This window comes from Streptomyces sp. CC228A, assembly GCF_021390935.1.
Classification (GTDB): Bacteria; Actinomycetota; Actinomycetes; order Streptomycetales; family Streptomycetaceae; genus Streptomyces.
In genome coordinates this window covers 102888-126099 of the sequence record NZ_JAJPUI010000008.1, presented here as the reverse complement: position 1 = coordinate 126099, position 23212 = coordinate 102888, and the positions used below count along the sequence as shown (strand labels likewise).

The window sequence follows — 23212 nt, the reverse complement described above, 5'->3', positions numbered from 1 at the left end:
AAGCGCAGGCAAACCGACGGCGGGACGGGGGCCTCGGAGCGACCCGCGCCCCGGCTCCCGCCGGCCCGCCCAGAGCACGGCGGGCCAGGGCCCCGCCGGCCGTTCCACCCGTCCGGAGGCGCGTTCGCCCCCGTACCGGATCGGGCCCGGCGGCGGCCCGCCGTCGCAGAAGCCGACCGCCGGGGCGGCCGCCGCGGTGATGGCGGGCAGGCGACGGCCCGCTCCACACCGGGCGTGACGCCCCTTCACGAGGAGGGCGCCCAGCAGTACGGCGGTGGCCGGTGGCGTGCGTCCGGTCAGGAGGTGGAGGACACGGCGTCGGTGCGGAAAACCGGCAGGCCCGCGCGCATCCGGGCGAGGAGGAGGCGGTGGTCGAACATCTTCTCGTCGCCGTCCTCGTCGGCGTCGTGCAGGTCGTCGGCGTCGGCGGCTCCGTCTGCGTCGGCGGCTTCGTCTCCGTCTTCGTCTTCGTCGGTCGCGAAGACCTCGTCCACCAGCAGTTCCCGCAACTGCTCCTGCACACCGTCGCCGTAGCCCTGCTGGTAGTCGTCCGCGTCGAAGTGGAGGTCGGCCCGCACGGCCGCGATGGTCTCGTGCTCGTCCTCGATGACCAGGCGGGCACGGAGGGTGGCCGCCTGGAGGGTGTGGTCGTTGTAGGAGCCGTGGACCACCTCGGCCCGGATGTCGCCGTGGACGCACATCTCGCCGTCGGTGAACACCCCTCGTGCCACCACTCCCCCGCCGATCACCACGACCGAGTGGGGGCCGAAATCGGCGAGCACCCCCTCGACGGTCAGCGACCCGGTGACCACGAAGGGCGCCAGCACGTCCAGGTCGCCGGTCACCACCAGATCGCCGTGGTGGAAGAACGGTGTGTCCACCCCCCGGCCCCCGGGCAGGGTGCGCACGGTGCCGGTGTCCCCGAGGACAGCGGCGCAGAGCCGGGTCACCGAGGGCAGCAGCTCGGGGTCGCCGTGTTCACGCAGCGCGGACGCCAGGTCCTGGTAGCTGTCGAAGTCGGGCTCCACCAGCCGCGCGAGCCGTGCGCCGTCGTCCGGGACTCCGGCGGCCCCGCACACCTCGGCCAGCCTGCTGCTCATCGCCGCGGCGACCCGCCGGACCGCGTCCATGTCGATGGGCATCGGCCCGCCCTCCACCATGGGGAAGCGCACACGGGCCGGGGCGCCGGCTGCCCGCAGCATGGACACGATCGCGTGCCGCTGCTGCCGCTGCTCCGCGCTGTGCTCGGGCAGCCGCACCGCGAGGCCGAGCGGGGTCCGGCCGAGTCCCTCGACCGCGGCGGCGTCGGCGCCGCTCTCCAGCAGGACCCGTACCGCACCGGGCCACCCGGCGCGTATCGCCGCGTGCAGCGGGGCGTCGCCGCGGGCGTCGGCCGCGTCGATCGGTGCGCCGCACTCCAGCAACGCCCGTACCACGTCCGGCGGTGCCGCCGGATCGTCCGCGCCGTACGACGCCTTGACCGCCCGGTGCAACGGCGTGTCGCCGCTGTCGTCGCGCGCCGAGGGGTCCGCGCCGCCGGCGATCCGGGAACGCACCAGCGCGGCACGCGTGGCGTCGTCACCGCTTCGGTGCGCGGTGGCGGCAAAGAGGGATTCGCCCATGGCCTTGTTCATAGAGGGGGACTGTAGGGCTTGCCGCTGACAGGCAGGGTGTCAGCCGCGGGTTCCGAGGTCGGCGGAAGGGGGATTGCGTGGCCGGGTGCGTAGTTCTACGGACCCCCTGTGCCGGGCGGCAGCACCCGCCGGGGAGGGGCGGCATGCTCCGTGACGGCCAGGCCGCCGCGCGCCCGCGCCCGCGCCCGCAGCTTGCGTAGCGGGTTCGGGGATTCCACGGATGCCTGCGACCGACGGCCTGTGCGAGGCTCCTTGCGAGCCGCCGCGCCGCTCCTGCGCCTCCCGTGCCGCCGCCGTACATCCCCCTTGACGGCCGCGGACCGGCGTCGGAGCGGCGGGTGGTGCTCGGGCGCCGCGGCGGGCGGCTCATGCCTTCCCGTGCCGGAGCGTGCGCCTCTCCGGCCCCGGTTGCGTGGACGTGACAGACCCGGCCCGGTGCTGACGCGCACCCGCCCTGCCGGTCGTCGCTGCGGCGGGCAGGCGGCACTGGGCGGGCCGGGTCACGGAAGGGGTGCCACGGAAGCGGTGTCAGGGAGGCGGTGTCAGGGAGGCGGCGGCCCGTCGGGGGTGCTCCCGCGCCGCGCGTCGGCATGGCGGGCCATCAGGGTGGCCAGGGCGGCGCGGGAGGTGACGCCCGTCTTGCGGTAGGCCCAGGCCACGTGGCTCTCGACCGTGCGCGGGCTGAGGCAGAGCCGGGACGCGACGGCCTGGTTGGTGAGGCCCTCGGCGACCAGCTCCGCTATCTCCCGCTCCCGCCCCGTCAGCCGGGCCAGGGCCGACTCCGGACCGGCTCCCTCCGCCGGGTCCTGCGGCCCGCCGAACACCTGCGGGCGCTGCCGGTCGGCCAGGGCGACCAGCAGTACCGCCCCGCCCTCGGCGGCCAGGCGGCGGGCACGCCGCCACATCCGGGCCGCCCCGGTGGCATCGCCCGCGGCCCTGGCGGAGGGGGCGGCGAGCAGCAGGCCCTGCACCTCCCGCAGGACCGCTCCCGGGCGTGCGCTCTCCTTGGCCGCGTCGGTGAAGGCCCGGGCCGCCGCGGCCGCGTCTCCGCGGTGCGCCGCCACCCTCCCCGAGGCGCGCAGGGCCGCGGCCCTGCGGGTCGGCAGGTCGATGCACTCGGCTTCCTTGAGGGAGCGCTCGGCGGCCTGCTCCGCCTCCGCCTGCGCACCGGCGGCGAGGGAGGCGGCGGTGAGCAGTTCCAGGAACTCGGGCAGCGACGCGGGCTGCAGCCGGGGAAGGTCCGTGCCGCCGCCCGCGGCGAAGAGGACCTCCCGTGCGCGGTGCGGGTCTCCGGCCCCCAGCGCGGCGAAGGCCGGCAGGGCCCGCGCCAGGGTGGACCACCAGCTGTCGGCGGCGCCCTCCACCGCGGCCGCCGCCTCCTCGGCCGCGGCCAGGACGTCGGGGTCACCGGGCGGGCGGGCCTGGCCGAGGACGAGGGCCCGGATGGCCAGGGTGAGGCCGAGCAGTTCGCCGCTTCCCAGCGCGCGGGCGATGGCCGCGGCCTCGTCGGCCAGCTCCAGCGCCGAGCCCACTCGGCAGGTGAGGAGGTGTACGTACGCCTTGCAGAGCAGCAGTTGGGACAGCATGTAGAGGCGGCCGGTGCGCCGGGCGATGTCCACGCCGCGGTCGGTGTGGCGTTCGGCGTCGGGGTAGGCGTCGAGCATCGCCTCGGCCCAGCCCAGTCGGACCAGGGGCTCGCACAGCCCGGCGAGGTCGCTGTCGGTGAGGGCGTCCGCCAGTGCGGCCGCCTCACGGGCCAGTCCGCGCGCCTCGGCCGTGCCTCCTTCGTACGCCTCGCTCATCGCGGCCAGCGTCAGCGCGCCCATCTCGCCGAGCCGGTCCCCGAGGGCGCGGGCCTGCGCCAGTGCCCGGGCGAGGTCGTCGCGCACGTCGGGGTAGCGGGCGACGAACTGGGCGCGGCAGCACCATTCGACGACGAGGGCGATCCGCTGCGACGGGGAGGGGCCGGGGTGCCGGTCCAGTTCGCGCCGCAGCAGGGCGTCGGCTTCGGCGTAGCGGCCGAGTTGGCGTTCCATGGCGGCGCACTGCACGACCGCGGTGGTGCGCAGGCGGTCCTCTCCGGCCGGGTCGTCCACGGCCCGGCCGGAGAGGTGGATGACCTGGTGGAAGAGGTCCCGGCTCTCCTTCAGCGCCCCCGCGCTGCCGAGCGCCGCGGCGCGCAGCAGTGTCAGCTCGCGGCGCCGGTCGTGGTGGTGCGGCGTGTCGGGCAGGATGCCGAGCACGATGTGCAGCCAGTGGGCGGAGGCTGCGGGGGCGGTCAGGGCGGTCTGCTCGGCGGCCCGGGTCAGTACGGCCGCGGCGTCCGGGTCCCAGGAGGTCAGGGACCGCTCGACGTGGTGGGCCTGCTCGGTGGCCGGTGCCCCCGCGCGGGCGAGCTCGGCTGCCGCTCTGCGGTGGTACTCCTGCCGCCGCCAGGGGTCGGTGTGCTCGTGGACGAGGGCCCGGATCAGCGGGTGCCGCAGAGTCAGGCGCTGTCCGGCGCCGCCGGTGCGGAGGGGGCGGACCAGGTCGCGGCGCATCGCCCGGCGCAGGGCGTCGACGACGTCGGCGGCGGGTGAGCCGGTGAGGGCGCCGATCGTCTCGGCGGTCGCGTGGTCGCCGAGCACGGCGGCGGCTTCCACGGCGGCGCGCTCGGCCGGGTCGAGTGAGGCGATCTCGTCGAGCAGCAGCACTTCCAGGCCCGTCGGTGCACCACCACTGCCCGCCGGGGCGCGGCCACCATCCGTCAGCGGGCCGTCACCGCCCGCGGACAGGGCACCGCCGTCCACCGGCGGGTCGCCGCGGCGCGGGGCCGGGGCGCTGTCCGGGGCGGGGGACGGCCCCCGGCCGGGAAGCCGGACGTGCCGGGCAGCCGGGGCGGGCGGTGGGCCTGAAGCAGCGCCAGGAAGTACAGCGGATTGCCCTCGCTTGCCGCGTACATCTCGGCGGCCCGGGGCACGGGCAGGTCGGGGGCGAGCTCCTCGACGCAGGCCCGCTCGCTCAGCGGGCCGAGCGCCACCCGCGTCACGGCACCGGTGTCGGCCCGCCGGCTCAGCGCCGCACTGAGCGCGACCGGGGCCTGCCGGTCGCGGTGCGCGACGACGAGCAGGAACGGGGCCGGTACGGGGTGCCGTACGAGATGGTCGACGAGTTCCAGGGAGGCCGGATCCGCCCAGTGCAGATCGTCCAGCACGACGACGAGGCGCGCTCCGCGGATGCCGCGCAGCGCGTGCGCGGTGGCGCGGTGCAGCCCGAAGCGGTCGCCGCGCCACGGCCCGTCCGGTCCACCGGTCCCCCGCACGGGAGGAGGCACCTCTCTCAACGCGGGGAACACCTTGAGCATGCGGGAGTCGGCATCGGCGAACGCGTCGGTGAACGGCCCGAAGGGGCTGTGCCGCTCGTACTCGGTGGCCCGGCCGCGCAGGACGGCCGCGCCGCGGCGCCGGGCGAGCGCGCCGAACTCCGCCAGCAGCCGGCTCTTGCCGATGCCCGCCTCGCCGGCCACCTCGACGACCGCCGGACCGCCGGCGCCCATGTGCTTCAGGGCCGCGTCCAGCAGCGCCAGTTCCGCGGACCGGCTGACGAACGGGGCCCCCTCCGCCCGTCGTACCGGTCCGCCGCCCGACTCCCCCACTGCGATCTCCTTCCGAGTGACCGTCGCCATGGCAGCGGTTCTACCGCACGCCGCTGACAGCGCCGCCTTCCCGGTGTTCTGGTGCGGTTCCACCGGGGTCGGGTTCCGGCCGACAGGGGCGTCCGTATCTCCGTGGGGATGACGAAGGCGCCGGACCGCCGTCGGGGCAGCCCGCTCCGCGGTCGCGGCCGGTGAGCGCGGACCCGCCGCGCGCGTCGCCCGGCTGACCGGCCGCCGCGGACGCAGGACCTGGAGGACTGGCGGGAGAAGCGGTGGGAGGAGTGGCCGAGCACCGCACGGGGACATGGGAGGACCGCCCGCCGCCTGCACAGGCTGCCGGTACGCGCGGGACGTGGGCACAGGGCTGCGGCACGGCCCGGCGCCGTCGGCCGGTTCCCACCGGGCGAGTGGGGAGGGGAGCACGGGGCGGCAGTGGCATCCAGGCCGTGTCCGGACATCGACTCGGACGTACGCGCCAAGGGTGACGGGGTCCCGTATCGGCCCGCGGGCGCCCCGCCGCGCTGCCACAATCCCGGCAGGCGGCGCGTCGGAGGGGGCGCGGGCGGGTTTGCGGCGGGGGGAGCAGGGTGAGCGTGTCCGAGCGCGGCAGGACCGGTCGTACGGCTCAGGGCGGGGCGGCGCCGGGAGCGGCGGACGGTGGTGGGCCGGGCGCAGGCACGGCAGCGGAGGACCGGGCACGGACCTGCGAGGCGACGGGCAGGGCGCGGCAGGACCGGGTGCCCTCCCTGCGAGTGGGTGCACCGCGGGGTGCCGGTGCCCTGCCGACTGACGGGAGCCTGCCGACTGACGGGGGCCTGCCCGGTGGCGGGGCGCCGCCGGGGGACCGGGCGGTGCGTGCGGTCCCCCGGCATGTGGCGTGCGTGATGGACGGCAACGGCCGGTGGGCCCAGCGGCGTTCGCTGCCGCGCACGGCGGGCCACCAGGCGGCCGAGGCCACTGCCATCGACACCATCGAGGCAGCCCGGTCGGCCGGGGTGGAGTGGCTCAGCCTGTACGCCTTCTCCACCGAGAACTGGAACCGGCCGGGCGCCGAGGTGGACTACCTGATGCGCCTGGTCCGGCAGGTGGTGAGGAAGCATGCGCCTCTGCTGCTCGCCCGCGGCATCCGCTGCCGCTTCCTCGGCGTCGCCGACCCGCGTATCCCGCGAGAACTGGCCCGGGACTTCGACGACCTGGCGACGCTGACCAGCGGCAACCGGGGGATGACGCTGACCGTGGCCTTCGACCACGGCGGGCGGCGGGACATCGTGGAGGCCGCCCGCTCCCTCATCCGCAGCGGCACTCCCGCGGAGGAGGTGACGGAGCGGCTCTTCGCGGAGCATCTGCCGTTCCCCGACACCCCGGATGTGGACCTGGTGATCCGCACCTCCGGGGAGCAGCGGATCTCGAACTTCATGCTCTGGAAGGTGGCCTACGCCGAGTGGGTCTTCCCCGAGGTGCTCTGGCCCGACTTCCGGGCCGCCGACTTCCTCGACTGCCTGCACGCCTACCGGCGGCGCGACCGCCGCTTCGGCGGCCTGCCGCACCAGGAGAACGGAGACCAGCGATGACGACCGCAGCGAACGGCGCGACCCGCGCGGACACCGCGCCCACGGCCCACGAGCCGCCCCTGTTCGGGCCGGACTCGAAGTTCCAGGGCTTCTTCGACGACCCGCGCTGGGCGCTGGCCATTGTGCGCGCGACCGTGCTGGAGGCAGCCCACCCGCAGGTCGGTGCCGCCCTGGTCGACAACTCCACCTTCGTCGCCCACCCTTGGCGCAGGCTCCGCAACACGTTCCTCAGCATGCGGCGCATGTTCGGCGCCGACCCCGCCGTACGCGAGCGGGAGGCCGCCCGGCTGAACCGGCTGCACGCCCGCATGAGCGGCTCCGACGCCCGCGGCCGGGCCTACGACGCGATGGACCGTGCGACCCGCGCGTGGGTGGTCGCCACCCTCTTCGAGAGCGCGGTCACCATGTGCAGGCTGAGCGGCCAGCCGCTCGACCAGCAGACGATGGAGCGGATGTACGCCGAGTACCGCGCGTTCCTCGCGTCCCTCGACGGCGACGCCGACGAGCTCCCGGCGGAGCTGCGCGACTTCTGTCCGTACTTCGACCGGGTCGTCGAGCACGAGTTGGAGGACACGGAGGCGGCCCGCGTCATCCTCTTCCGGCTCTTCGACCACCTGCCCGCCCCGGCGCTGTTCGACGGCGCGCCGACGCTGTGGGCGGCGGGCCGGGCCGTCGCGGGTCCGCTCCTGGGTGCGATCACGGTCGCCTCCCTCCCGGAGGCATACCGGCGCCGGGCCGGACTGCCGGAGACGCCCGGCGCGGAGACCCTCATGCAGGGCGCCTACGTCGCCGCCGGGCTGGCCCGGTTCCTGCCGGCGGGCTGGCTCGACGCCGAGACCGTCATCGACCTCGTCTCGCTTCCGGAGGGGAGCGACGACCCCCGCTTCCGGTCCGTCACCGCCCTGCGGGACCGCGTGAAACGGGCGTCGGCCCTGCTGCGCCTCCTCACCCCGCTGGACGGCGGCCCCGAGCCGGACCCGGCGTCCACGGCGGGTCCGGTGCCCGCCGCGGGCAGGACGGAGGGGCGGCGCTCGGCGGAGGAGTTCTTCCGGCAGGTGCTGGACCAGACGGGCGACGGCCACCTCGACTGGCCCGACCTCGCCGCCATGGCCCGCGAGTTGTCCACCCGCCTCGACCTGGACGAGCCCGAGGAGACCCGGCTCTACGACGCCTTCGCCGCCTGGTGGCGGGAGCTCCAGGCCGCCCTGGACGCGGACGGCGACGGCCGCGTCAGCGCCGAGGAGTACGCCGCCGCCGTGCCCTCCCTCGCCGGGCCCGCCCTCATCCGCGTCGCCGAAGTGCTCTTCGACGCCACCGACAAGGACGGCAGCGGGACCATCGACGCGGAGGAGTACCGTGCCCTCTTCCGCACGGCGTTCCACCGCGACCTGGCCGCCGGCGACGGGGTCTACGGCCGGAGCGCCTTCGTCAGCGACTTCCTCTCCTTCATGTCCGCCCGCCGCACGAGCACGCCCTACGACCCCCTGCTCGCGGACGCCTAGCACGAAGGGCCGCGAGCGGCGGCCCCTCCGTACGCTGTCGTCGACGCGCGGTCACCATGGCAGGAGCCTCGCCCTGGCGGGGGGCGGTGTCCGCATTCGGGCCCGGTGGCGGGCACCTGGGCGGTGCCGGCGGCGCACACCTCGTGCCCGGCGAGCGCGCCGCGCAGGTCGAGGTAGTCGGTGCCGCGCGCGGCGGCGACCGCCTTGGCCATGTCCCCGATCCGCGGGACGAGGCTGAACGCGGCCCGGTCGGCGTCGCGGTCGGTGAACTGGCAGCGGCCCTTGTACAGGCGGTCGGCGTCCCGCTCGTGCAGCCGGAAGCGAAGGACCAGTCGTATGCGCCGCCCCCGATGATGCGCCGAATCCGAGGTCGTTCCCGCCGACCGACAGCGTGATCAGCTCGACCAGCCGGGACCGGACGACCGCAGCAAGCCGGTCGGTCGGCGGGCCTCGCCCGCCAGCGGCGGGCCGCGCGCCCGCCGCGTCCTCGCGGGTCAGCGGGTCAGCGGGTCAGCGGGTCAGCGCACCCTGCCCCGCGCCTTCAGCTGGGTCGCCGGCACCTCGGGGGCCGGGAGGCGGTCGCCGTCGTAGCCCTTGACCTCGCCGAAGCGGGTGCCGGTCATCCAGTCCTCCCGGGCCTGGCGGATCTCCGCGTCCGTGCGGCCGACGAAGTTCCACCACATGACGAGCTCCTCCGCGAAGGGTTCGCCGCCGAGGAGCATCAAGGACGCGTCGGACTCGGCGCGCAGGGGCAGTTCGGTGCGGCCGCAGCCGAGGTACAGCATGGAGCCGGGGAGCAGCGGGACGCCGTCGACGCGGGTCTCGCCGGACATGGCCAGGGCCGCGTACTCGAAGTCGGGCTCCACGGGGAGGCGGGTGTCGGTGCCGCGGGCGAGGGAGACGTCGGCGCCGACGAGGGGCGTGTAGGTGGTGCCCGGGGAGGTGGCGCCGTCGAGCGTGCCGAGGATGACCGTGGCGGTCAGTCCGGGCGCGGTGGCCTGCGGCAGGTGCGCGTGGAACTCGAAGTGCGGGTCGACGTGGCGGTGGGTGTCGGGGAGGGCGGTCCACAGCTGGGCGCCGTGCAGGAAGCGCGGGTGGGGGTTCGGGCTCTGTTCGGAGTGGGAGATCGCGCGGCCCGACGTCATGAGGCCGAGCTCGTACGGGCGGATCGTCTGCACGCTGCCCGTGCTGTCGCGGTGGAGGACCTCGCCCTCGTGGAGCCAGCTCACGGTCTGCAGGCCCGTGTGCGGGTGCGGCGGGACCCGCATGCCGGGTTCGGAGGCGATGTCGTCGGGGCCGTAGTGGTCGACGAACACCCAGGCGCCGACCATGCGGCGGCCGAGGTTCGGCAGCAGCCTGCGGACCTCGGTCGACTCGCCGAGGGGCACCCTGCGGGGGCTCAGGAGCTCGCGTACGGGCTCCGCGACGACGAAGCCGCGGCCGCCGCACAGGGAGGGCACCGCCTGGCGGTCGAGATTGCTCATGGGGCCAAACTAGCCACTCCGACGGGCGCATGGGGTGTATCCGGCCGTGTGGCGGGCAGGCGCTGGCTGCCCTGGAATAGGGACGGGGCAGGTGCCGTTGTGCCGGGCACCATCGGACGCGCGGAGAGGCAGGCGGCATGAGCACGATCGAGCTCACCAAGGAGAACTTCGACCAGGTCGTGTCGGACAACGGCTTCGTCCTCATCGACTTCTGGGCGTCGTGGTGCGGTCCGTGCCACCGGTTCGCGCCCGTGTACGAGAAGGCCTCGGACCGCCACACCGACCTGGTCTTCGGGAAGGTCGACACGGAGGCGCAGCCGGAGCTGGCCGCGGCGTTCGAGATCCAGTCCATCCCCACGCTGATGATCGTTCGGGACAAGGTCGCGGTGTTCGCCCAGCCTGGGGCGCTGCCCGAGCCCGTCCTGGAGGACATCATCGGCCAGGCCCGGGCCCTGGACATGGACGCCGTGCGCAAGTCCATCGCGGAGGCCCAGGCCTGACGCCGCCGGGGCGCGCCCGGACGCGGCCCTGAGAGGCCGGGGCCGGGCGGGGAACGGACGCACCGCGGGACGCGGGCACGGGTGGGCCTGCGGCGCGGAAGACGGGGGAGACGGGCGGGCCCGACGGGGGGAGACGGGCGGGCCTTGGTCCGCGGGAACGCGGGCCCGGAGGCGGGACGGCCCCGCCCCAAGGAACAGGCGGGCCCGAAGCCGGGACCGCCCCGACGCAGGGCACGCACGGGCCCAGAGGCGGGACCTCCCGACGCGGGGAACGGGCCGATCCGGGACGCCAGGAACGCCCGGATCCGAGACGCCCGGATCCGAGACGCCCGGAGCGCCCGGATCCAGGACGCGAGGCACGGGCGAGCCCGACGCGCGGCCGGGCCCCGGGGTCAGCGCTCCAGGACGAGGGCGATGCCCTGGCCGACGCCGATGCAGAGGGCGGCGACGCCCGTGCCGGAGCCGGCGGCGGCCAGCTGGTGGGCGACGGAGCCGGCGAGGCGGGCTCCGGAGGCGCCCAGGGGTGGCCGATGGCGATGGCGCCGCCCCGCGGGTTGACGACGGAGGGGTCCAGGTCGGGCCATTCGGCGAGGCAGCCGAGCGCCTGGGCGGCGAACGCCTCGTTCAGCTCGAAGGTGGTCAGGTCGGCGAAGCCGCGCCCCGCCTTGGCCAGGGCCCGCTGCACCGCCTCCACCGGGCCGAGGCCGTACAGCTGCGGCTCGACGCCGGTGACGGCGGACGCGCGGATGCGGGCGAGGGGCTCGCGGCCGCAGGCCCGCAGGCCTTCCTCGTCGACGAGGAGCAGGGCGGCGGCGCCGTCGTTGAGGGGTGAGGCGTTGCCGGCGGTGACCGTGCCTCCCTCGCGGCGGAACGCCGGCTTCAGCTTCGCCAGGGCCTCCATGGAGGTGGTGTCGCGGATGCACTCGTCGCGGGTGAGGTCCACGCCCGCGTACGGCACGACCTCGGCGGCGTAGAGGCCCTCCGCCCAGGCCGCGGCCGCCTTGCGGTGGCTGGCGAGCGCGAAGGCGTCCTGCTGCTCGCGGGTGAGGGCGTGCTTGTCGGCGATCAGCTCGGCGCCCTCGCCGAGCGACACCGTCCAGTCGGCGGGCATCCGGGGGTTCGTCATCCGCCAGCCGAGCGTGGTGGACCACAGCTGTCCGTGTCCGGCGGGGAACGCGCGTTCCGGCTTCTCCACGACCCAGGGCGCGCGGGACATGGACTCGACGCCTCCCGCGATGGCGACGGACGCGTCGCCGACGGCGACGGCGCGGGCGGCCTGGACGACGGCTTCCAGACCGGAGCCGCACAGGCGGTTGACGGTCACCCCGGGCACGGTCACCGGCAGGCCCGCCAGGAGGACGGCCATCCGCGCCACGTCGCGGTTGTCCTCACCGGCGCCGTTGGCGTCACCGAGGTAGACATCGTCGATGCGCGCGGGGTCGAGGTCGGGGGTGCGGTCCACGAGGGCTCGCACGACATGGGCGGCGAGGTCGTCGGGGCGCACGGAGGACAGGGCTCCGCCGAACTTGCCGATCGGTGTGCGGACGGCGTCGACGATGTAGACGTCGCGGATGCTCATCGGGTCTCCCACGGCCTCGTACGGTACGTACACTCTGCACACATATGGGCGGTGAACGAGCGTTCACCAGCGTCGGGGCCGAGTCTCGGGGTGCTCCCGTGCCGGTGTCAACGCTCTCCGCTGTCCGCGACCGCCCTGACGCGCGCCGACAAACCGTAGTCCAGTTCGAACCCGTCGACCAGCAGCGCCTCGACCGTGCGGGTCTCCGGGTCGATCTCCGCCACCATGCCTCCCCCGGCGAAGTGCGGATACCCCGAGACCCCCAGCTCCCCGGTGGCCTCCACCACGGCCGAGCGGATGGCCACCTCGGCGAGGTCGGCCGCGGCGCGGCCCTCCACATGCTGCGGCACGATCAGGATCTCGAAGCGCTGCGGAAACTCCTCCATGGTGCTCATGGCGCGACGCTACGGACGTACGGGACCGCGCGCACCTCAGGGAGCGCGCACGAGGCACACCGGGCCGCCGAGCGGCGGCCGGACACGGCGCGGCCGGCCTGCCCGGCTCCCTCCGGGTGCCGTCCGCCCCGGGCGACGGCCCGAGACCGCGCCGAACCCCGCTCTGCGGGGGCCGCCCGTACCGGCCGGTGCGCCCCGAGCGCAGGGAGCGCGCCGAGTCCGAGGCGCCCCGCCCCGGCGAGGGCTGCCGCCGCTACGGACCGTCCTGCCCGGCGGCGTCGAAGGCCGCGCGGAAGGCGCCGAGGGTGCGCTGCCCGCGCGTGCGGTCCAGGACCGCGAAGACGGCCCCGTCGAAGTGGCGGGCGAACCGGCCGCCGCCGGTGAGCAGCGCCCGGAAGGCCCCCGCCACGTGGGACGGGTCGTTCATGAACACGCCGCAGCCCCAGGCACCGAGGACCAGGCGGCGGTAGCCGTGCGCGGCGGCGGTCTCCAGCACCCGCTCGGCGCGCGACGCCAGCGCGCCCGGGATGCGCGGCGCCGCGTCCGGGGTGCGGCGCAGGATGACGCCCGCGTTCGGCGCGGGGGACGTCAGGAAGCCGACCTCGAACGGGCTCTCCAGCAGCCCGCCCCGGTCGTCGCGGAAGACCGGTACGCCCGGCGAGTGGATCACCCGGTCGGTGTAGAACGGGTCGCGGTCCGCTCGGTGGTGCGCGTAGTAGCCCGGAGCGCGCAGCAGCGTGGTGTGGAGGGCGGAGGCCCTGCACAGCGCCTCCTCCTGGGCCTGGGCGCCGTTCAGGTAGCCGCCGCCGGGGTTGCGCGCCGAGGCGAAGTTCAGGACGGCGACGGGCGCGTCCGGGTCCGCGGCGACCAGGCGGCCCGCCGCCTCCAGGCTGGACTCGCCGGTCACCTCGACGCGGCAGGGCCCGCCGGCGGCGGGCGGCACGGGGACGGGCTCCGGGCCGTGCAGGGTGGTGGCGGCGCGGGCGCGAGCGATCGCACCGGCGAGGACGACCTCGCGGCCGCCCGGGGCGCGGTAGCGGCCCGCCTCGACGATCTGCTCCGTCTCCCGTGCGATCGCGCGCAATCTGGCACTCATACCCGGATGGTCCATGGTCATGCGGCGTGGCGGCAACGGATTTTGCGGCACGGACCGTTCACGCGGGTGCTCTTGTGCCGATGCGCGGTGGTGGCTTAGGTGGGACGGTGCGCCTCGGACGGGCGCACCCCTTCGACAGGAGGAAGCCGCCATGGCACCGAGCCATCCCTGGGACGGCGGGCCGCCGCTCGCCGAGGACGAGGCAGAGGACCTGCTGCGCTGCATCTGCTTCAAGACCGGCCCGCCGCGCTCCGTCGGCGTCGAACTGGAGTGGTTCGTGCACGACCTGCACCGGCCGTCGGTTCCCGTGTCCCGCGACCGCTTACAGACCGCGTTCTCCGCACTGCACGCCCTGGGCGTGCGGTCCTCGCTCACCCTCGAACCCGGCGGGCAGCTGGAGCTCAGCTCGCCGCCCGCAGCCTCCCTCGCCGAGTGCGTCGCGGCCGTCTCCGCGGACCTGGCCGCCGTGCGCACCGCGCTCGCCGCACGCGGGCTCGCCCTCACCGGCTCCGGCACGGACCCGTGGCTCCCGCAGCGCGAGCGGATCCTGCGCGAACCCCGCTACGACGCCATGGAGGCGTACCTCGACCGCTGGGGCACGGCGGGGCGCTCCATGATGCGGGACTCGGCGTCCGTCCAGGTGTGCCTGGACACGGGGCACGCGGAGCCCGGCCCGCTGAGCATGGAACGGCGCTGGCGGCTGGCCCACATGCTGGGCCCGGTCCTCGTCGCGTCGTTCGCCAACTCCCCCGTGCTGCACGGCCGTCCGACGGGGCTGCGGTCCAGCCGGCAGTCCCTGTGGATGGCCGTCGACCCGCTGCGGGGGCTCGCGCCGCCCGCGGGGCGCGAACCGCGGGGCGCCTGGGCGGCACATGTGCTGGACACCCCCGTCATGTGCGTGCGCAGCGCCGACGGGCCGTGGACGGCGCCGGAGGGCCTGACGTTCCGCCAGTGGCTGCGGCGGGCTCCCGCCGGGCTGCGCGCACCGGTCCGCGAGGACCTCGACTACCACCTGACGACGCTGTTCCCGCCGGTCCGGCCCCGCGGGAGCCACCTCGAACTGCGCATGCTGGACGCCCAGTCGGGGGACGACGGCTGGATCGTGCCGCTCGCCGTGGTCAGCGCGCTCCTCGACGACCCGCAGGCCGCCGACGCGGCGTTCCGGCTGCTGGTGCCGCTCGCCGAGACGGCCGGGCCGCTGCCCGCGCCGCGCGACGCGCACTGGCGGGCCGCCGTCCGCGACGGGCTCGCCGCGCCCGTGCTGCACCGGGCCGCGGCGGCCTGCTTCGGGCTGGCCCTGGAGGCACTGGACCGCTCGGGCGCCCCCGCCGCGGTACGGGACGCGGTGGCCGCGTTCCAGGACCGGTACGTGCTGCGCCGCCGCTGCCCGGCGGACGACCCGGCGCCCGCGCCGCCGCCCTCCGTCCCCGCCGCCCCCACCGTCTCCGCCGTCTCCGGGAAGGAGCCCCGTCCGTGACCGAACCCCCGCATCCCCCGAGGCCCTCAGGCGGCAGGCGTACGACGTGCTGACGGCCGCCCGGGCCCGTACCGCGCTGCTCACCGACTGCGTCGACGACGGTGAGCTCACCGCGCAGCACTCGCCGCTGATGTCGCCGCTGGTGTGGGACCTGGCGCACATCGCGAACCAGGAGGAGCAGTGGCTGCTGCGGGCCGTCGGCGGCCGGGAGGCGCTGCGGCCCGACATCGACCCGCTGTACGACGCGTTCGAGCACCCGCGGGCCGCCCGGCCGTCGCTGCCGCTGCTGGCGCCGCGGGAGGCGCGGACGTACGCGGCGGAGGTCCGCGGCCGCGTCCTGGACGTCCTCGACGGCGCCCGGCTGGAGGGCGACCCGCTGCTGTCCGCGGGGTTCGCGTTCGGCATGGTCGCCCAGCACGAGCAGCAGCACGACGAGACGATGCTGGTCACCCACCAGCTGCGGCGGGGGCCGCCGCGCTCACCGCGCCGGCCCCGCCGCCCGCCCCGGAGGACGCCGCCCGGCTGCCCGCCGAGGTGCTGGTGCCGGGCGGGCCGTTCACCATGGGTGTCTCCCACGGCGACGAGCCGTGGGCGCTGGACAACGAGCGGCCCGCGCACGTCCGCCTCGTACCGGACTTCTTCATCGACACGGTGCCCGTCACCTGCGGGGCGTACCGCCGCTTCATCGAGGACGGCGGCTACCGCGACCCGCGCTGGTGGGCACCCGCCGGGTGGGCGCACGTGCGGGAGCACGGCCTGCATGCCCCGCTGTTCTGGCGGCGGGAGGGCGACCGGTGGCTGCGCCGCCGGTTCGGCGTCGTCGAACCGGTCCCGGACGACGAACCGGTGCTGCACGTGAGCTGGTACGAGGCCGACGCCTACGCGCGCTGGGCCGGGCGGCGGCTGCCGACGGAGGCCGAGTGGGAGAAGGCCGCCCGCCACGACCCGGCCACCGGGCGGTCCCGGCGCTACCCGTGGGGCGACACCGCGCCGGGCCCCGAGCACGCGAACCTGGGGCAGCGGCACCTGCGGCCCGCGCCGGCCGGCGCGTACCCGGCGGGTGCGTCGCCGCTGGGCGTGCGGCAGCTGATCGGGGACGTGTGGGAGTGGACGTCCAGCGACTTCCTGCCGTACCCGGGATTCGTGGCCTTCCCCTACCGGGAGTACTCGGAGGTGTTCTTCGGGCCGGAGTACAAGGTCCTGCGGGGCGGGGCGTTCGCGGTGGACGCGGTGGCCTGCCGCGGGACGTTCCGGAACTGGGACTACCCGATCCGGCGGCAGATCTTCGCCGGCTTCCGCACCGCGCGGGACGCGGAGGTGGCCGCCTGATGTGCCGTCACATCGCCTGGGTGTCCGGTGCGCCGGTCCCCCTCGGTGCGCTGCTGCTGGCGCCGCCGCACGGGCTGTACCGGCAGTCGTGGGCGCCGCGCATGCAGCAGTACGGGACGGTCAACGCCGACGGGTTCGGCGTCGGCTGGTACGCGCCCGGCGACCCGGTGCCGGCCCGCTACCGGAGAGCGGGGCCGATCTGGGGCGACCCGTCGTTCGCGGACCTGGCCCGGGTGGTGCGGGCGCGCGCCGCCTTGGCGGCGGTGCGGGACGCCACCGTGCCGGGCGCGGACGGCGAGGCCGCGGCCGCCCCGTTCACGGCCGGGGCCGCGGGGGCGTTCGGCGCCGGCGGCGCGGCGAGCGGCCCGTGGCTGTTCAGCCACAACGGGGCCGTGGCGGGCTGGCCCGACTCCCTCGGGAAGCTGTCGGCCGTGCTGCCCCCGGCGGCGCTGCTGTCCCTGGAGGCCCGCAACGACTCGGCCCTGGTGTGGGCCCTGGTCCTGGACCGGCTGCGGTCCGGTGAGCCCCTGGCGGGCGCGCTGGCCGGGGTGGTGGCCGACGTGGCCGCGGCGGCGCCGGGGTCCCGGCTGAACCTGCTGCTGACGGACGGCACGTCGATCGCCGCGACGGCCTGGGGCGACACGTTGTGGTATCTGGCGCCGGCCGGCGCCGACCGGGCGGTCGTGGCCTCGGAGCCGTACGACGACGATCCCCGCTGGTGCCGGGTGCCGGACCGGACGCTGGTCGCGGCCACCGCCCGCGGCGTCGCCCTCACCACCCTGGAGCCGGACGGCCCGCACGTGCCCGGCGGGGCGCCTGCTCCGCACGCGCACTGCGCGGCGGGAGGGCCGGGCCGGGCGACCGTCCCGAGTGAACCGAACGACCGGAACGAACCGTTCGAGGAGTCCCCCGCGTGAGCCGTTTCCTGCTGACCCGCACCCTGCCCGAGGGCACCGCCGGCGCCGACCTGCGCGCCGACGTGCTCAACGGCCTGACCCGCACGCCGAAGGAGCTGCCGCCCAAGTGGTTCTACGACGCTCGGGGCAGTGAGCTGTTCGAGGAGATAACGCGGCTTCCGGAGTACTACCCGACGCGCACGGAGCGGGCCATCCTGACCGCCCGCGCGGCGGAGATCGCGGCGGCGACGGGCGCCCGCACCCTGGTGGAGCTGGGCTCGGGCTCGTCGGAGAAGGCGCGGCTGCTGCTGCGTGCGCTGCGGCCGGGCCTCGACGGCTACGTGCCCGTGGACGTGAGCGAGTCCGCGCTGACCGGGGCGGCCGAGGAGCTCACCGCCGAGCTGCCCGGCCTGCGGGTGCACGCGCTGGTCGCGGACTTCACCCGGGGCCTCGCCCTGCCGGGGACGCCGGGGCCGCGCCTCGTGGCGTTCCTGGGCGGGACGCTCGGCAATCTGCTGCCCGCGCAGCGCGCCGCGTTCCTGCGGTCGGTGCGGGCGCTGATGGAGCCGGGGGACGCGCTGCTGCTGGGCACCGACCTGGTGAAGGACGAGGCGACCCTCGTCGCGGCGTACGACGACGCGGCCGGGGTGACGGCGGCCTTCAACAAGAACGTGCTGGCGGTCCTGGAGCGCGAGCTGGGCGCGGACGCCGACCCGGACGACTTCGACCACGTCGCCCTGTGGGACCCGGACAACGAGTGGATCGAGATGCGGCTGCGGGCGCGGCACGCGCTGACGGTGAAGATCCCCGAGCTGGGTCTGGCGGTGCCCTTCGCGGCGGGTGAGGACCTGAGGACGGAGGTGTCGGCGAAGTTCCGTCAGGAGCGCGTGGAGGCGGAGCTGGCCGCGGCGGGCCTCGCGCTGTCCCGGTGGTGGACGGACGAGAAGGGGTGGTTCGGGCTGTCGCTGGCCACAGCGGTCTGAGCGGGCGCGCGCGGCCCGCGGACGGCGTCCTGGGCCGCGCCTGCCAGGGCGCGGCGGTCGGGGTGCCGGCCGGGCGGTATCGGCGGGAGCAGCCGCAGCTCGGCCGTGAGGCCCCGGGCCGCCGCGATCCGCCGCAGGGAGGCGGCCAGGGTGTCGTCGCCGACGAACGCGGCGGGCCCCAGCGGCCGGTACGTGATCCGTACGGGCTGCACGGGGACCGCCGCGTCCAGTGCCGCCTGGAAGGCGGCCGGGCGGAAGCGGCCCTGGGCGCGGCCGCACCACGTGGAGCCCTCGGGGAAGACGACGACGCGGAAGCCGGCGTCGAGGGCGCCCGCCGCGGTGCGGACGAATCCGGGCAGGGCCCGCAGCCGCTCCCGGTCCAGGAAGAGGGTGCCGCCGCGCGCGGCGAGCGGGCCGAGCAGGGGCCAGCGCCTGACCTCCTGCTTGGCGACCATCCGGCCGGGCAGGACGGCCGCGACGAGCGGCACGTCGAGCCAGGAGACGTGGTTGGCGACGACCAGCCGGGGTCCGGGCGGCGGGGGCGCGCCGGTGACGCGGACGCGGACGCCGAACGCGTACAGCACGGCGCGGCACCACAGCCGGGTGAGGGCCCGGCGGCCCGCGCGCCCGGCGGCCGCGGCGAGCGGCGCGAGGAGCACGCCCGCGAGGACGGCGGCGGTCCCTGCGGCGAGCCGCAGCGCGGCGCGCACGGGCGTGCGGGTGCCGGGGCCGCTCCGGGGGTCGGCGCAGTCCTCGGGGGTGCAGGGCGCGGTGGGCAGCCAGGGGCCGGGGCCGGCGGTGCCGGTCACGCGAGGGAGAGGAAGTGCCGCAGGTAGCGGGGGTGGATGCGGCGCATGGACAGCAGGACGTACAGGTCGGCGACGCGGAAGTCCGGGTCGTGGGCGGGCGCGCCGCACACCTGGGCGCCGAGCCGCAGGTAGCCGCGGAGCAGGGGCGGGAGCGGGGTGGGGCCTTCGGGGGCGGGGGCTCCGCCGGGGGTCCAGAGCCGGTGCGGGGTGACCCAGTACTCCTGGGGTGCCAGGTGCTTGGCCTTGACGGTGTCCCAGGTGGCGGCGGCGAGGGCGCCGCCGTCGCCGAGCGGGAGGGAGCAGCAGCCGGCCAGCCAGGTGTGGCCGGTGCGGGTCATGTAGCGGGCGATGCCGGCCCAGATGAGGGAGATGACGGCGCCGTTGCGGTGCGCGGGGTGGACGCAGGAGCGGCCCACCTCGACGAGGTCGTCGCGCAGCGGGGCGAGCCGGCTGAGGTCGAACTCGCTCTCGGCGTAGAGGCGGCCGGCTATGCGGGCGCGGTCGGGCGGCAGCAGCCGATAGGTGCCGACGACCTCGCCGGTGCTGTCGTCGTGGACGAGGACGTGGTCGCAGTACGCGTCGAAGGCGTCGCCTTCGAGGCCGGGTTCCGGACCGTCGAGGCAGGCGCCGAACTCCGCGGCGAACACCTGGTGCCGCAGTCTCTGGGCGGCCCGTACGTCCTCCTGTTCGCGGGCGAGGGAGAGCCGGTAGCGGGGGGACGCGTCCGTGCCCTGCGCGGCGCCGGCCGCGGGGCCGCGGGCCGGGATGGTGAGGGCGGGTACGGTGGCGGGGGCCGGCGCGGGAACCAGGCGGGTGACCGGGGCGGGCGCGGGGGCCGGGGCGGCGGGGGCAGGGGGCACGGGCATGGCGTCTCCTGAGGCCGTACGGCGGGGACGCGCCGCGGCTGCGGCGGCCCGCTCCTACTTCTCCCGTGGCCGGCTGGATTCGGCGTGACCGTGTGGCGGAGGCTGGGTGTGCGGTAGCTGAATGACCGGTTCCCCCACCCGGGCGAACCGGTTTCCGGAGCGCCCACCTGCGGCGGGACCCGGCGCGGGGCGGGGTGCGGGGCGGGGTGCCGGGCGACGGTGTGGGGTGGCGCGAAGGCGCGCAGGCCCGCAGACACGAAGGCCCGCAGACGCGGAAGCGCGGAAGCGCGGAAGCGCGGAGGCCCGCAGACGCGCAGGCCCGAAGGCGCGAAGGCGCGAAGGCGCGAAGGCCCGCAGACGCGGAAGCGCGGAGGCGCGGAAGCGCGGAAGCGCGGAAGCGCAGGCCCGAAGGCGCGAAGGCGCGAAGGCGCGAAGGCGCGAAGGCCCGCAGACGCGGAGGCGCGGAAGCGCGGAGGCGCGCAGGCGTCCCGCCGCGGCCGAGGCCGGGGCGGGCGCCGGAGCGCTCCGGTCGGGGCTCAGCCGCCCAGCGCCTCCGTGATGCTCTTGGACGCGGCGAGGGCGGCGGCCTCGGGGTCGCGGCCCTGGAGGACGGCGGTCATGTACGGCTTGATGGGGTTGTCGGCCTCCACGTCGGCCCAGCGCGGCGAGTTGGGGGTGGCGCGGCCGCGGGCGGCGCCGGCGGCCATCGCGGCGGTGCCCTCCTGGCCCTCGACGGCGGCGGCGAGCGTGGTCTTGTTCGGCACGTAGTTCATCGTGCGGGCCAGGTCGGTCTGCCACTTCTCCCCCGCCAGGGCCTTGACGACCTCGATGGCGGCGCCCCGCTCCGGCGCCTGGACGGGGATGACGAGGTCGGAGCCGCCGGTGAACACCGCGCACGGCTGGTCGGCGGTCCTGCCGGGGATCGGGAAGAAGCCGAGCTCGTCGGCGAGGTCGGGGTTCAGCCCCTCGATGGCGGTGGCGGCGCCGGGGGTCGCGATGATCTGGGCGACCTCCCCCTTCGCGAACACCTCGGTCTGCGGCGGGTTCTCCTCGTCGGCGTCCTTCGGGCCGGACCCGAGGCTCTGGAGGTCCTTGTAGAACTCCATGCCGCGCAGCGCCGCCGGGGTGTGCAGGGTGCCGGCCCACCGGCCGTTCTTCTCCTCGGCGAGCTCGCCCCCCTCGTCCCAGACGAACCCGGCGAGGGTGTACCAGTCCTGCCCCGCGAGGTAGATGCCCTCGGCGCCGGTGCGGTTGATCCGCTCGGTGTCCTTGAGCCACTGCTCGCGGGTCTTGGGCGGCTCCTCGATGCCGGCGCGGGCGAAGAGGTCCTTGCGGTAGACGACGACCCGGTTGGCGGCGTACCAGGGGATGCCGTACTGGCTTCCGTCGATGCTGCCGGGCTCGGCGAGGCCGGGCAGCCACTCCTCGTGGCCGAGGTCGCGCACCGACTCCAGGGTGAGGTCGAACAGCCGGTCCGTCTCGGCGTACTGGGCGACCTGCGTGTTGCCGACCTCGATGACGTCCGGAGGGGTCTCCCCGGCGAGGGCCGTGGAGATCTTCTTGCCGATGCCGGTCCACTCCTGGATGACGATCTCCAGCCGGACGCCGGGGTTCTCCCTCTCGTACGTGCCGGTGAAGCGTTCCAGGAAGGCGTCCGAGGCGCTGCCCTTCATGAGCCACACGGTGACGGTGCGGGTGTCCCCCGCCTGTCCGGGCAGCAGGCCGCAGCCTGTGAGCGCGAGCGCGGGCAGGAGTGCGGCGGGGCGGACGAGCAGACGCTTCTTCACGTGGGTCACCTTGGGCGGGGCAGGGAGGGGTGGACGGACCCGACGTGGGGGAGCGAACACGTTCGCACGGGCGATGGCTGGATTTTGGTATGGACCAATGGCCGGGTCAAGTCCCGGGCCTGCGCTCCGCCTCCCCGGCGGCCGCCGCCATCCCGCTGCCGCCCCGCCGGCGCCTCGCCCGTGCCGCACCTGCGGCGCCCCGCCCGCGCCCCGCCCACGCCCCGCCCGCGCCGCGTCTCCCTGCGCCACCGACGCCTCAGGGGCGGGGCAGCGTCATTCGGTGGACGAGTCAGGCCCTCAGCCGATGCCATGGCGGATCCTCACTGCCAGTGGTCGGCCTCGCCTCGCGGAGCCGGGCGGGCTGGGGCACCGTGGAGGGGACGCGTCGCGGGGCGCGTCGCGACGGAGCCGACGAGGAGGCCGCCATGTCCCACCACACGTACCGCGTCACCGAGATCGTGGGGACCTCGCACAACGGGCTGGACGAGGCGATCCGCAACGGCATCACCCGGGCCGCGCAGACCCTGCACAACCTCGACTGGTTCGAGGTGACGGAGATCCGCGGCCATCTGGAGGACGGGCAGGTGGCGCACTACCAGGTCGGGATGAAGGTGGGCTTCCGCCTCGACGGGCCCGACCCGTCCGGCGAGTAACCGGACCCGGCGGCCGCGCCGGCGGGTCCCCGCGGCCGCCCGGCCGGCGCACTCAGGCCCGTACGCCCACCGCAGCCCGCCCGCCGGCGAGCGGCTCCGGCCCTTCCCCTCCGGTCACACCGCGAACGGCCGGGTCCCGCGGGCGCGGGCAGCACCCGCCCTGAGGCGACGGCCCACCAGTGGGGCCGGCGCGGCGCCCAGGCGCCCAGGGCGTTCGTCACGGTGGCGCGCTCCACCGAGAGGCTCGGCCGCGCCGCCACCCCCACCTGTGCGGGGAGCCGGCAGGCAGGCGGCGGTACCGCCGTCCCGGCCGGGCGACCGGGTGCCCGGAAGCCCGCACGCGCCAGGATCCACTGCGGGATGCCCCGCCGCAGGCCGGGCAGCCGCGCCCGCCGGAGCCCCGCCACGCCCCTCAGGGGCCACCGGGCGCCCATCCGGAAAGCCGGGCTCAGGTGCGGCCTTCCTTCTCCTGGGCCTCCTTCAGCGCCTCGGCGCTGAGCGCCCAGCGGGCCCGTACGACGCGGAAGCCGGCCTTCTCGGCCGCGTCGCAGACCAACTCGTCGTCGTCGACCAGCATGCTCACCCGGCGGCTGCGGCCGATCCGGCGCAGCACCTCCATCTTCGTCACCCGCGCCGGACGGCGGTCCGCGTCCCGGCGCATGTGGAGGCGGCCTTCGGGCAGCCCGTGGGCAGCCAGCCAGTCGAGGCTGTCCCGGCGGCAGCGCTCGGGCCTGCCGGTCAGGTAGCGGATCTCGCACGTCCTGGCGGCCTCCAGGCACAGGGCGACACCCGGCGGCAGCGGCGGGTCCTGCGGGGCCGCGGCGAAGAAGCCCTCCCAGTCGCGCGGGGTGCGCTCCAGGTAGTGCTGCCGGTGGCGGGCGTCGGAGAGCGTGTTGTCCAGATCGAACACGGCCAGGGGTCTGCTGGCGGGATTCACGGGCGTCACGGGGCCCAGGGTAGGGAATCACACCTCCCGAACGGCGTTGCTGGGGAGGCGAGTCCCGTCGGGCTCCCTCC

17 protein-coding genes and 2 pseudogenes are annotated in these 23212 nt (G+C 76.2%); 8 read left to right on the top strand and 11 right to left on the bottom strand.

Annotated elements, in window-relative coordinates; translation table 11 throughout:
* Positions 1-296: 296 nt before the first annotated feature.
* The 3 genes from L6E17_RS22570 to L6E17_RS31145 all read right to left on the bottom strand — a co-directional run bounded on the left by L6E17_RS22570 (position 297) and on the right by L6E17_RS31145 (position 5298).
* A complete protein-coding gene (locus L6E17_RS22570; protein ID WP_236242577.1) occupies positions 297-1634 on the bottom strand; it encodes an ankyrin repeat domain-containing protein in 1338 nt (445 codons plus the stop codon).
* 542 nt (positions 1635-2176) lie between these two features.
* Positions 2177-4423 carry a helix-turn-helix transcriptional regulator gene (locus L6E17_RS22565; RefSeq protein WP_308315922.1) on the bottom strand — a complete coding sequence of 749 codons (2247 nt, stop codon included), beginning with the start codon at positions 4421-4423 and terminating at the stop codon, positions 2177-2179.
* Positions 4381-5298 (bottom strand): AAA family ATPase, encoded by a 918-nt coding sequence (locus tag L6E17_RS31145; protein ID WP_308315921.1) that lies wholly within the window; start codon positions 5296-5298, stop codon positions 4381-4383. The genes L6E17_RS22565 and L6E17_RS31145 overlap by 43 nt, the downstream gene beginning before the upstream one ends.
* Before the next feature lie 821 nt (positions 5299-6119).
* On the opposite strand from L6E17_RS31145, the gene uppS reads away from it, so the two are divergent.
* Positions 6120-6839, top strand: a complete 720-nt coding sequence (gene uppS / locus L6E17_RS22560; protein WP_236242576.1) for a polyprenyl diphosphate synthase — start codon at positions 6120-6122, stop codon at positions 6837-6839.
* A complete protein-coding gene (locus L6E17_RS22555; protein WP_236242575.1) occupies positions 6836-8341 on the top strand; it encodes an oxygenase MpaB family protein in 1506 nt (501 codons plus the stop codon). The genes uppS and L6E17_RS22555 overlap by 4 nt, the downstream gene beginning before the upstream one ends.
* A 518-nt stretch (positions 8342-8859) precedes the next feature.
* Here the strand turns inward: L6E17_RS22555 and L6E17_RS22550 are convergent.
* Positions 8860-9825, bottom strand: coding sequence for a pirin family protein (locus L6E17_RS22550; RefSeq protein WP_236242574.1), 966 nt, complete (start codon positions 9823-9825; stop codon positions 8860-8862).
* Positions 9826-9962: 137 nt separating this feature from the next.
* Between L6E17_RS22550 and L6E17_RS22545 the strand changes: the two genes are divergently transcribed.
* Positions 9963-10325, top strand: coding sequence for a co-chaperone YbbN (locus L6E17_RS22545; RefSeq protein ID WP_236242573.1), 363 nt, complete (start codon positions 9963-9965; stop codon positions 10323-10325).
* Positions 10326-10717: 392 nt separating this feature from the next.
* On the opposite strand, the pseudogene L6E17_RS22540 reads toward L6E17_RS22545, so the two are convergent.
* The 3 genes and pseudogenes from L6E17_RS22540 to L6E17_RS22530 form a co-directional block, all read right to left on the bottom strand.
* Positions 10718-11904 (bottom strand): annotated as a pseudogene (locus tag L6E17_RS22540) (acetyl-CoA C-acyltransferase).
* A gap of 107 nt (positions 11905-12011) precedes the next feature.
* A complete protein-coding gene (locus L6E17_RS22535) occupies positions 12012-12290 on the bottom strand; it encodes a hypothetical protein (protein WP_236242735.1) in 279 nt (92 codons plus the stop codon).
* Between the two features lie 262 nt (positions 12291-12552).
* Positions 12553-13395 (bottom strand): TIGR02452 family protein, encoded by an 843-nt coding sequence (locus L6E17_RS22530; protein ID WP_236242572.1) that lies wholly within the window; start codon positions 13393-13395, stop codon positions 12553-12555.
* A 151-nt stretch (positions 13396-13546) separates the two neighbouring features.
* Here L6E17_RS22530 and egtA point away from each other — a divergent pair, with 151 nt between their 5' ends.
* From egtA to egtD, 4 genes and pseudogenes are all read left to right on the top strand, one after another.
* Complete coding sequence (gene egtA, locus L6E17_RS22525; protein WP_236242571.1) at positions 13547-14872, top strand: ergothioneine biosynthesis glutamate--cysteine ligase EgtA; 1326 nt, start codon at positions 13547-13549, stop codon at positions 14870-14872.
* Between the two features lie 46 nt (positions 14873-14918).
* Positions 14919-16201, top strand: a pseudogene (gene egtB, locus L6E17_RS22520) (ergothioneine biosynthesis protein EgtB).
* Positions 16201-17118: an ergothioneine biosynthesis protein EgtC gene (gene egtC, locus L6E17_RS22515; RefSeq protein WP_236242570.1), complete on the top strand. Its 918-nt coding sequence runs from the start codon at positions 16201-16203 to the stop codon at positions 17116-17118. The pseudogene egtB and the gene egtC overlap by 1 nt, the downstream one beginning before the upstream one ends.
* On the top strand, positions 17115-18080 hold the full coding sequence (gene egtD / locus L6E17_RS22510; RefSeq protein ID WP_236242569.1) for an L-histidine N(alpha)-methyltransferase: 966 nt from the start codon (positions 17115-17117) through the stop codon (positions 18078-18080). Before egtC ends, egtD begins: the two co-directional genes overlap by 4 nt.
* Here egtD and L6E17_RS22505 read toward each other — a convergent pair.
* The 3 genes from L6E17_RS22505 to L6E17_RS22495 form a co-directional block, all read right to left on the bottom strand.
* Positions 17975-18889 carry a 1-acyl-sn-glycerol-3-phosphate acyltransferase gene (locus tag L6E17_RS22505; protein ID WP_236242568.1) on the bottom strand — a complete coding sequence of 305 codons (915 nt, stop codon included), beginning with the start codon at positions 18887-18889 and terminating at the stop codon, positions 17975-17977. The genes egtD and L6E17_RS22505 overlap by 106 nt on opposite strands.
* Positions 18886-19755 carry a GNAT family N-acetyltransferase gene (locus tag L6E17_RS22500; protein WP_236242567.1) on the bottom strand — a complete coding sequence of 290 codons (870 nt, stop codon included), beginning with the start codon at positions 19753-19755 and terminating at the stop codon, positions 18886-18888. Before L6E17_RS22500 ends, L6E17_RS22505 begins: the two co-directional genes overlap by 4 nt.
* Before the next feature lie 536 nt (positions 19756-20291).
* Positions 20292-21542, bottom strand: coding sequence for an extracellular solute-binding protein (locus tag L6E17_RS22495; RefSeq protein WP_236242566.1), 1251 nt, complete (start codon positions 21540-21542; stop codon positions 20292-20294).
* A gap of 425 nt (positions 21543-21967) precedes the next feature.
* Between L6E17_RS22495 and L6E17_RS22490 the strand changes: the two genes are divergently transcribed.
* A complete protein-coding gene (locus L6E17_RS22490) occupies positions 21968-22195 on the top strand; it encodes a dodecin (RefSeq protein ID WP_236242565.1) in 228 nt (75 codons plus the stop codon).
* Positions 22196-22643: 448 nt separating this feature from the next.
* Here L6E17_RS22490 and L6E17_RS22485 read toward each other — a convergent pair whose 3' ends face one another.
* The gene (locus tag L6E17_RS22485) at positions 22644-23141 is read right to left on the bottom strand and encodes a hypothetical protein (protein WP_374109116.1); all 498 of its coding nucleotides are present in this window, start codon (positions 23139-23141) and stop codon (positions 22644-22646) included.
* Between the last annotated feature and the right edge of the window lie 71 nt (positions 23142-23212).